The organism is Nostoc sp. NMS9 (genome assembly GCF_017114995.1).
In the GTDB taxonomy this organism is placed as follows: Bacteria; Cyanobacteriota; Cyanobacteriia; order Cyanobacteriales; family Nostocaceae; genus Nostoc.
Genome location: NZ_JABXKL010000103.1, coordinates 67841 through 76923 on the forward strand (window position 1 = coordinate 67841; position 9083 = coordinate 76923).

Genomic DNA, 9083 nt, shown 5'->3' on the forward strand with positions numbered 1-9083 from the left:
TTCTGACAAAGTATATTACACTTGGAACTTCTGCATAATACGAAATAACCAGAATGCGTATTACATAAAATATTTTTTCAGTCGCTGACTGCAACCTGATTTAATTACATATTTAACTTTGTGCCAGTTGCGTAATTTCTAGGAATGACTAGGCTATCCAAACAAAGTACGCTTATGCGGACTTCATCAAGCTAAAAAGGTATTTCTATAAATTAAATATGCATTAGCGCTCTTCCAAATAAAAAAATACTCAACTACTTATGATGTTGTTGGCGAATTAATAGGGAGTCTAACCCCTCAGTTTCAATTCGTATTGATTTCCTTGATTTCAATCCATTGAAATGGATTTGAGCTATTAGCCCAAAATTTATTTCCGGGTGGGCGAACAACGCAAAATCAATGTTTTACGGGTGAGGGGCAAAACCCCTCATGAATTGACCAACAACATCACTTATTGTGGGGTGGCGTCTCTCCCGCCCATAGCCAAAGGCGGGCAAGATGCCCGCCCTACAAGTAGTAGTAACTTATTTGTTGAAAGTCCTTAAGTGCATTTAGCAATCTGTAGGTTAACGATTTCTAGTCTGCTAGCGCCGTGGAATTTTTGCTTTTAGAATTCTCCAGCTAAGGCTGCAACACACCGTTCGCAAATTAAGGGATGTTCTGCTGATTCTCCCACATGAGTAGAGTAGTTCCAACAGCGATCGCACTTTTGCCCATCTGCTTTCACCACCCCAATTTCCCAGTCTTCCGTCTGCGCTGTATATTTCAATCCTTGCAATCCCTCAGCAGAATCTAATAATTCCACTTGGGAAGTCAGCAATAAATACCGCAGTTCGTCAATCCCGTTACCCTTAACCGGGTTAAAGGCTTTGATAGCATCACCTAATTGTTTGTCAGGTATATGAATCAAAGCTTTCGCCTCCAGGGAAGAACCAATCAGTTTTTCTATCCTGGCTTGTTCCAACACTTTATTAACATCGGTGCGGAGTTGTCGCAGCGCTGACCAAAATTCCGCTAATTCAGGATTACGCCATTTTTCCTCAACCTGCACCCAACCGGCTTCAAATACCGATTTGTAAGGTGTTTTGTAGGGGAGATATTGCCAGATATCTTCGGCGGTGTGAGATAACACTGGTGCGATCGCTCGTGCTAAATTATCTATTGCTATCTTCAGCACCGTTTGACAACTGCGACGGCGGAAAGCATCTTTTGCACTGATGTACAATCTATCTTTGGCCACATCTAAATAAAAGTTGGATAAATCCACCACGCAGAAATTCTGCACTGTTTGAAAAAAGCGGAAGAATTGGAAATTCTCAAAGGCTTCAGTGACTTCCTCAAATACTTCGGTGATGCGGTGCAGCATATAACGGTCAAGTTCTGGCAATTTCTCAAAAGGAACTGCATCTTTTTCCGGGTCAAAATCATCCAAGCTACCCAACAAAAACCGCGCCGTATTGCGAATCTTCCCTCTAACATCATTCATTTGCTTAATGATGTTTTTGCCAATGCGAACATCGCCGGAGTAGTCAACCGATGATACCCACAATCGCAATACATCTGCACCGTAGGGCGGTTCTACTTTTTGATTTTTTCCGCCTTCAATGATTGTATTTGGATCAATCGTATTTCCTTCTGACTTACTCATCTTTCGGCCTTGTTCGTCCAAAGTGAAGCCGTGAGTTAGCACAGTTTTGTAAGGCGCAATGTCATTTACCGCTACACTGGTGAGCAAACTTGATTGAAACCAACCGCGATGTTGGTCGGAACCTTCCAAATATATATCAGCAGGGTAGCGTAACTCTGGACGCTGTTGGACGACAGCTGCCCAAGATGAGCCAGAATCAAACCATACGTCCATTGTGTCTGTACCCCGGCGGTAAGACTTGCCATTATTACGATAAGATTCTGGTAATAATTCCTCAACTGATAATTCCCACCAAGCATCGGAACCAATTTCGGCGATGATTCCTTGGACGTGGTTGATAATTTCTTCATTCAACAGTGGTTCCCCCGTGGCTTCATCGTAGAAAACGGGAATGGGTACACCCCAAGCACGTTGACGAGAGATACACCAATCGGAACGTTCCGCTACCATTGGCGTGATCCGATTTTCACCTTGGGCTGGAATCCATTTTACAGTTGCGATCGCCTTTAACGCTTCTTCTCTAAAACCTTCCACGGAAGCAAACCATTGTTCAGTGGCGCGGAAAATTGTTGGTTTTTTCGTCCGCCAGTCATAAGGATATTTGTGGGGGTATGGTTCTTCTTTCAACAAAGAACCAGCCGCATTTAAGGCATCAATCACCGCCTGATTCCCATCACCCAGCACATTTAACCCTGCAAATTGTCCCGCTTCTTCGGTAAAATTGCCATTGTCATCCACTGGTGCAAGGATGGGCAAACCGTAACGCTGACCAACAATGTAGTCTTCTTGACCATGACCGGGTGCAGTATGTACCAACCCAGTACCTGATTCAGTAGTAATGTAATCACCGCCGACAACAATCGGACTTTCGCGGTCATATAGAGGATGACGGTAAGTAGTATGTTCTAAATCATTCCCCTTGAACGTGGCTTTTACAGTTAACTCAACTCCCAATGTTGAAGATAAACGTTCGACTAAATCAGCAGCAACGATGAGATAGCGGAACCTCACCCCCTCAGTCCCCCTCTCCGTTAACGGAGAGGGGGAAGCTACTTCCTCACTCCCCCTCCCTGCTTGCGGGGAGGGGGTTGGGGGGTGGGGTTCCACTTCCACCACTGCATAATTTAAATCTGCATTTACCGCCACAGCCAAATTCCCTGGAATTGTCCAAGGTGTAGTTGTCCAGATAGCCACACCCAAATCTGACTGATATTCAGCCAGCAGTGGTTTTACAGCTGACGCCAAACTTGTAACTGCAAAAGCTGCATAGATACTGCGGGAAACGTGACCTTCAGGATATTCCAACTCAGCTTCAGCCAAAGCGGTATGAGAACTGGGACTCCAGTGAACCGGCTTCAAACCGCGATAGATGTAGCCTTTTAAGAACATCTGACCAAACACTCCAATTTGAGCCGCTTCATATTCCGGCTTCAGAGTTAGATAAGGGTTGTCCCAATCACCCCAAATACCGTAGCGTTTAAAATTATTGCGCTGGTCGTTTACCGTCGCTAGACCAAATTCTTTCGCTTTCTGTCGCAGTTGTAAAGACGTTAAATTTTGCCGTTCTGCTGACTTCATGTTCTGCAAAACTTTCAACTCAATTGGCAATCCGTGACAATCCCAACCAGGAACGTAGCGAACTTTACGCCCTTGTAACATTTGGTAGCGATTAATAATATCTTTGAGAATTTTATTTAAGGCATGACCGATATGGAGCGAGCCATTAGCGTAGGGAGGCCCATCGTGCAGTATAAATAATTCGCCGGGGTTATTTTCAAAGAGGCGATCGTAAATTTTATTTTCTTCCCAAAATTTTTGGATTTCAGGCTCACGCTTGATGGCGTTTGCCCGCATATCAAAGTTAGTCTTGGGTAGGTTTACAGTATCTTTGTAACTTCCTGATTCGGTCACAGTCTCATGCCTAGAATTAGGTGTGCAGGTTTTATTAATTATAGAAGATAGCCTGAAAACCAAAATTCGCTATTTTATTTACCTTTACAAGGCTAGTACCGCAAGGCAAAAGTCAAAAATCAAAAGAATTGTATTCCAAGCTCATGCGCCATTTGAAATGGTATGTTTATTTACGCCATGCTTTACTAGGGCATGTTTTCATTTCCCCTTGTCCGATCCTAATAAAGGTCAACCAGGCAACTAATCAGGAATTTTGCGGAGATTGAGAGGTTATCAACAGAAAGTAGTATACTTTTCTGGGTTCGCCTAAAGCTATCAAAAAGTTTCGTTTAAAAATAAAGAATTTTGGGGTTGCTCTAATGCTAAGTCCTGTGGTAACAGTCAGTATATTTCAAAAACAACCGAATCCTAAAGCATTTTCAGCAGGTCAAGCGATCTTTGAACAAGGAGAGTCTGGTGATGAAATGTATGGCATTCTCGAAGGAGAGGTAGATATATTGGTCAATGGCAAGGTTGTAGAAACCATTGAAAAGGGGGAAGTTTTTGGTGCCGGGATACTTGTAGGAGTCCAAAAAAGAAATTACACAGCTATTGCCAAAGTGGATACCAAACTGGGTTTCCTGAATGAACAAGGGTTTCTCTTTGCCGTTCAAGAAACCCCCATGTTTGCCCTACAGGTGATGAAAAGCTACTCAGAACGTCTGAGTCGCTTGCAGCGTATGGTATAAGTGAATCCCAGAAAAATAAATTCTTCAATAGAAAGTGAAAAATACAAGATTTACCGAAGGTAGCAATGGCGCGTAAACGCTTGATTATCGAGATGGGGATGGGAATAGATCAGCATGGACAAGAACCGACAGTAGCAGCATCTAGGGCAGTACGTAATGCGATCGCTCACAATGCCTTACCTGGTGTTTGGGAGGTTGCAGGTTTAAGTCACCCCAATGAAATGATTATAGAGGTTCAAGTAGCAGTTCCATATCCAGAACAAGTTAGAGAAGAAGAGGTACTCGCTGTACTACCATTTGGGCGCAAAACTCTCGTCGTAGAATCTGGGGGGATGATAGTTCAAGGACGGGCGATTCCCGAACTCAATGATAAAAATGACGAAATGTTGATTGCGATCGCTGCTGTTACAGTTCTGATCGAAGATGAGTAGCTGAGGCAATTCCTCTAGAAACAGAAAGTTATAGAAAAGTTATTAAGTTATTTGATCGCCGACTTCATTTGTCCAGACGCGATTTTTAATCGTCAAGTATATTTGCTGTTTACTTTCTCAAAAAGCCTCATTGCTTTATAAAAATACCTGTTTACTTTCTCAAAATACTTAAATGCTTTCTCAAAATGGCATTTGACTTATTCAAACCCCAGTTTGCTTACTCATTTTGGTGTTTTCCGCAAGTAAAATCACCTTTGACTTATTCAAACCCCAGTTTGCTTAACCATTTTGGTATTTTCCGCAAGCAAAATCACCTTTGACTTATTCAAACCCCAGTTTGCTTACTCATTTGGGTATTTTCCGCAAGCAAAATCACCTTTGACTTACTCAAAATGCTTGAATGCTTTCTCATGGTTAATTTTTAAAGTTTCACTCTAGAAATGTTCTATCTATGGGACTAAAGATTTGCTAATCCAAAAGTATAAAATAATAGAAACCTGGAGAAAAATATGTCATTACAAACAGAAACACTACAGGCGACACCACCAACTTCTACCTTTGAGAAACTTGAGGAAAAGCAAGAATTTAACTGGAGGCAATGTTGGTATCCCGTCACTTTCGTAAAAGACTTACCTGCCAACCGTCCTCATAGCTTTTCCTTGTACGATGAACCTTTGGTTTTGTTCAAAAACAAAGATGGACAATTTATCTGTTTAGCAGATCGTTGTCCTCACCGTACAGCCAAACTTTCTGAAGGACAAATTATTGACGGCAAAATTGAGTGCTTGTATCACGGTTGGCAGTTTGGCAGTGATGGCCAATGTCTGCACATTCCCCAATTACCAACAGATGCAAAAATTCCAGTCAATGCTTGCGTGCCATCCTTTAAAGTTGTGGAACGCCAAGGCATGATTTGGGTGTGGGCTGGCGAAAAAGAAACTGCTGTTGATGAAATTATTCCAATTTTGCCAGATTTAGACAAGTCAGGATTTGTGTGTGCAGACTTTATATTGGATCTGCCTTATGACCAAACATATCTAGTCGAAAATGTCATCGATCCTGCTCATGTTGCTATTAGCCATAATGGCACCAGGGGTGGTGGTAATCGTAAAAATGCCCAACCGCTAGAAATGGAAGTACTAGAGAATTCGGCTCAGGGGGTTAAAGGCAGGTGGCGCGGAGCTAACAAATCAAATGAAGCCTGGAAGTATATTGATTTTGTTGCTCCAAGTCTTGTGCTGAACACTGCTTATATTGAAAAAAAAGATTGGACATTTGGACTAGCTTTGTATTCAATTCCTTTAGGTAAAGGGCGATGCCGTCTTTTAGCTAGAGGTTATCGTAATTTCATGACTTGGGGAGTCAAGCTGAGGCCCCGCTGGCTCGATCACTTGAATACGAACAAAATATTGGAGCAGGATTTACCTCTGATTGCCGGACAACAGGCAGAAATTGAGCGCTTGGGAAGAAGTCTCAAAGAATTATATTTGCCGCTGAAAACATCTGACACATTAGTGATTGAGTACCGCAAGTGGCTAGATAAATTTGGGTCATCTTTGCCTTTTTATCAAGGCTATTCCACGTGGAAAAATGTTGAGAATGGCGAGTTGGATTCAAAGCCGATTTTGCTAGACAGATTTTCACGACACACACTTATTTGTAGTTCTTGCAATCGAGCTTATCAGGTGACAAATAGGATCAAACAAGGTTGTATAGGGGTAGCGATCGCTCTATTTGCTGTAGCAATACTTGCAGATGATTCTAGAATCAAAATCGCAGCAATATCGGTTTCCATAGCAGCAATTATTATGTCTGTTATGGCTCATACACTCAAAACTCACTTTGAGCATTCCTACACTCGTCACTAAAATAGGTACTGGGAACATTTCGTAGTAAGCACTTTAGTACTTATTTTCTAAGCACTAAAGTGCTTACTACAAACTTTTCATTACTAGTACAGCACGGCGTAAATAAACTAACCATTTAAAATCAATGAAATGCTTACGCTATATTCATTTTGAATTTTGAATTTTGAATTTTGAATTCCGCCTTGCGGTACTAGCTTAGACATTGTACCGATACATGTGTTGAAAGTTTGCTCACCTGAAACGATTTGCTCAAACCTCAAGTCTTGTTAAGTCACGATCGAGTTAGTGGCTCTGCGCTAAAGTAAAAATATTGGGATAAAAATCTCTGGCAGTAAGTTCAATAGACCACTAATCTTTACCACTGCGGCGATCATGTCTCAAGAGCATAACGAATCACTCCAAATTCAAGAGATTACCAAACTCAAACCGAAACACTTTGCTGATTTAGTCAGATCGGCACAATTGGTTTTCGACCCCACAGCCGGAGTTTCGGGAAGAAATATCACAGTTGACTGGGAACAATTTGGAATTCCCCGTGATGTAGCGGACAATCTCAAATCACTTGGTCAGCAGTACCAGTATGCATCTCCTCACATCCCTGTTGAAGATATTTGGAGTAAATTAACTCCAGAAACTCGTATTTGGTTTGTTGAAAATAAAGATCGATTGTGGCAGATTGAAGAAGCTTTCCCAGCCCTTGACGAAGATTGAAGAGGTCAGGAGGTAGGAGGTTGGAATTTAAATAAGGCTTCTATTGGAGATCGGAGATTTTAGACTTTAAACTCTTCCTCCCTTTGCTCACAGCAGGATACAGAGGGGCAGCATTTTGCCTATCTTCTCCCTTCTGTCTCTCTAGGCAAGGATAAGCAAAAACTGCGATCGCAAGCAAATAGCGAATAACGACTACCTAGCATTTCTCCAGGTTACGGTTATACTGCTATCATTGCTGGCTCTATTGGTCAGCTAAATTTACTGAGTATTATTTTATTCAGTTTAATAATGGTAGCAAATTAGTACAGATTAAATTGAGACATCCTTTAGCTTTAGCTGGAATGTTTCAAGGTATTTTATTGTTTTCTTTTTTCTTTCAGCAGTAGATATATTAATTACAACAGGCTAGTACTGCAAGGCGGAAGTCAAAAGTCAAAAGTCACGCATAATTATATTCCGAGCTTCTTGCGCCATTTGAAATGGTATGTTTATTTGCGCCATGCTGTACTAGGAGTAATATCAAGTCCGGGTAATTCGAGTTTAATAAGTAATCAAGCGGACATGATATAAGGTATGGGAACATCAGGGAGAAACCAATCCCCAATAACTAATATTTGAGGAGATTTAATGTGTCTAGTCGTAAATTATCTTTGTTACTGAAACTAATAATTATTACATTGGTTACTGGTGCTAGTAGTTTAGGTATCAGCTTGCTTTTAACTACAAGCGGATTTGAGCATTTGTTGGGAATTATCAAGCCAAAAAGCGAGAGTGCTAAAGCGAGTCATAACAAGCTGATGAGTGCAGATGCACAAAATATAAGTCCAGTCACAGACCAGATGAATGAAGTGCCAAAGGCATTTCAGGGAACAATCGTTTATCAAGGGAAACTAAAAGCGAATGAGAAAGTTATTGCCCTAACTTTTGATGATGGCCCCAGCCCCAAAAATACGGCACAGATTTTAGAAATTTTGAAGAAAAATGATGTAAAAGCCACATTCTTCATGATCGGGCAAATGGTGAAATATTTTCCTCAAGTTGCCAAGCAAGTGGCTGCTGATGGTCACGTAATTGGTAATCACACATGGCATCATTGGTATCGCCACATGGACTTAGCTACTGCGGCTAGTGAAATTGATCGTACAGCAGAAATCATCTATAAAACTACTGGAGAGAAAACTACTCTATTTCGTCCTCCTGGGGGTTTTCTGAATAATGGACTAGCCGAATATGCCAAAAACGAGAAATACGCTGTCATGATGTGGTCAGAAGAATCGGGAGATGCTGAACGTCGTTCGCCTCAAGTTCCAGGACTAGTCAAAAATGTGCTGAAATATGCAAAACCCGGTGCAATTGTATTGATGCACGATGGGGGTGGCAACCGTTCCAAATCTGTCAGGGCTTTACCAGGAATGATCGCAGGTTTAAAAGCTGAAGGCTATAGATTTGTGACAATTCCCCAACTACTGGAGATACAAGCCCAAGAAAAAAGTGTGGAGACAGCAGCATCACCTGTGGTAACAAATCAAGAACATCCAAACCAACAGCTTAATCATCAGTGATATTTTTAGGACTTACGCATCAGGTACGAAATGTAGGGGCAATTCATAAATTACCCCTACGGTAAATCAAGGCTTTCACTGCCTTTTTGCGTAAGTCCTGATTTTGTTGGGGTAATTAGTTAGTTTATTCACTAACAATGCGATTGTTTCGATTAACAATGCGATTGTGTCGGCTGACAATGCGATTGTTTCGACTAACAATGCGATTGTTTCGGCTGACAATG

At 41.6% G+C, this 9083-nt stretch carries 6 protein-coding genes; 5 read left to right on the forward strand and 1 reads right to left on the reverse strand.

Translation table 11 applies throughout. The annotated features are described in order from the left end of the window. Positions 1–607: 607 nt before the first annotated feature. A complete protein-coding gene (gene ileS, locus HWQ40_RS34200; protein ID WP_292786797.1) occupies positions 608–3559 on the reverse strand; it encodes an isoleucine--tRNA ligase in 2952 nt (983 codons plus the stop codon). A 359-nt stretch (positions 3560–3918) separates the two neighbouring features. Here ileS and HWQ40_RS34205 point away from each other — a divergent pair, with 359 nt between their 5' ends. The 5 genes from HWQ40_RS34205 to HWQ40_RS34225 all read left to right on the forward strand — a co-directional run bounded on the left by HWQ40_RS34205 (position 3919) and on the right by HWQ40_RS34225 (position 8859). Continuing rightward, positions 3919–4287, forward strand: coding sequence for a cyclic nucleotide-binding domain-containing protein (locus HWQ40_RS34205; RefSeq protein ID WP_292786798.1), 369 nt, complete (start codon positions 3919–3921; stop codon positions 4285–4287). Positions 4288–4352: 65 nt separating this feature from the next. After that, positions 4353–4718: a Lin0512 family protein gene (locus HWQ40_RS34210; RefSeq protein ID WP_292786799.1), complete on the forward strand. Its 366-nt coding sequence runs from the start codon at positions 4353–4355 to the stop codon at positions 4716–4718. 509 nt (positions 4719–5227) lie between these two features. Further along, positions 5228–6586, forward strand: a complete 1359-nt coding sequence (locus tag HWQ40_RS34215) for a Rieske 2Fe-2S domain-containing protein (protein WP_292786801.1) — start codon at positions 5228–5230, stop codon at positions 6584–6586. Positions 6587–6958: 372 nt separating this feature from the next. Continuing rightward, positions 6959–7297 (forward strand): hypothetical protein, encoded by a 339-nt coding sequence (locus tag HWQ40_RS34220; RefSeq protein ID WP_292786803.1) that lies wholly within the window; start codon positions 6959–6961, stop codon positions 7295–7297. 629 nt (positions 7298–7926) lie between these two features. Beyond that, entirely contained in the window at positions 7927–8859 is a 933-nt protein-coding gene (locus tag HWQ40_RS34225; protein ID WP_292786806.1) for a polysaccharide deacetylase family protein, read from the forward strand. The last annotated feature ends 224 nt before the right edge of the window (positions 8860–9083 follow it).

What these genes read in the sequence shown, in the direction of transcription:
- HWQ40_RS34220 (WP_292786803.1), top strand. Translation starts at nt 6,959, where the DNA reads ATGTCTCAAGAGCATAACGAATCACTCCAAATTCAAGAGATTACCAAA.
- HWQ40_RS34205 (WP_292786798.1), top strand. Translation starts at nt 3,919, where the DNA reads ATGCTAAGTCCTGTGGTAACAGTCAGTATATTTCAAAAACAACCGAAT.
- HWQ40_RS34215 (WP_292786801.1), top strand. Translation starts at nt 5,228, where the DNA reads ATGTCATTACAAACAGAAACACTACAGGCGACACCACCAACTTCTACC.
- HWQ40_RS34210 (WP_292786799.1), top strand. Translation starts at nt 4,353, where the DNA reads ATGGCGCGTAAACGCTTGATTATCGAGATGGGGATGGGAATAGATCAG.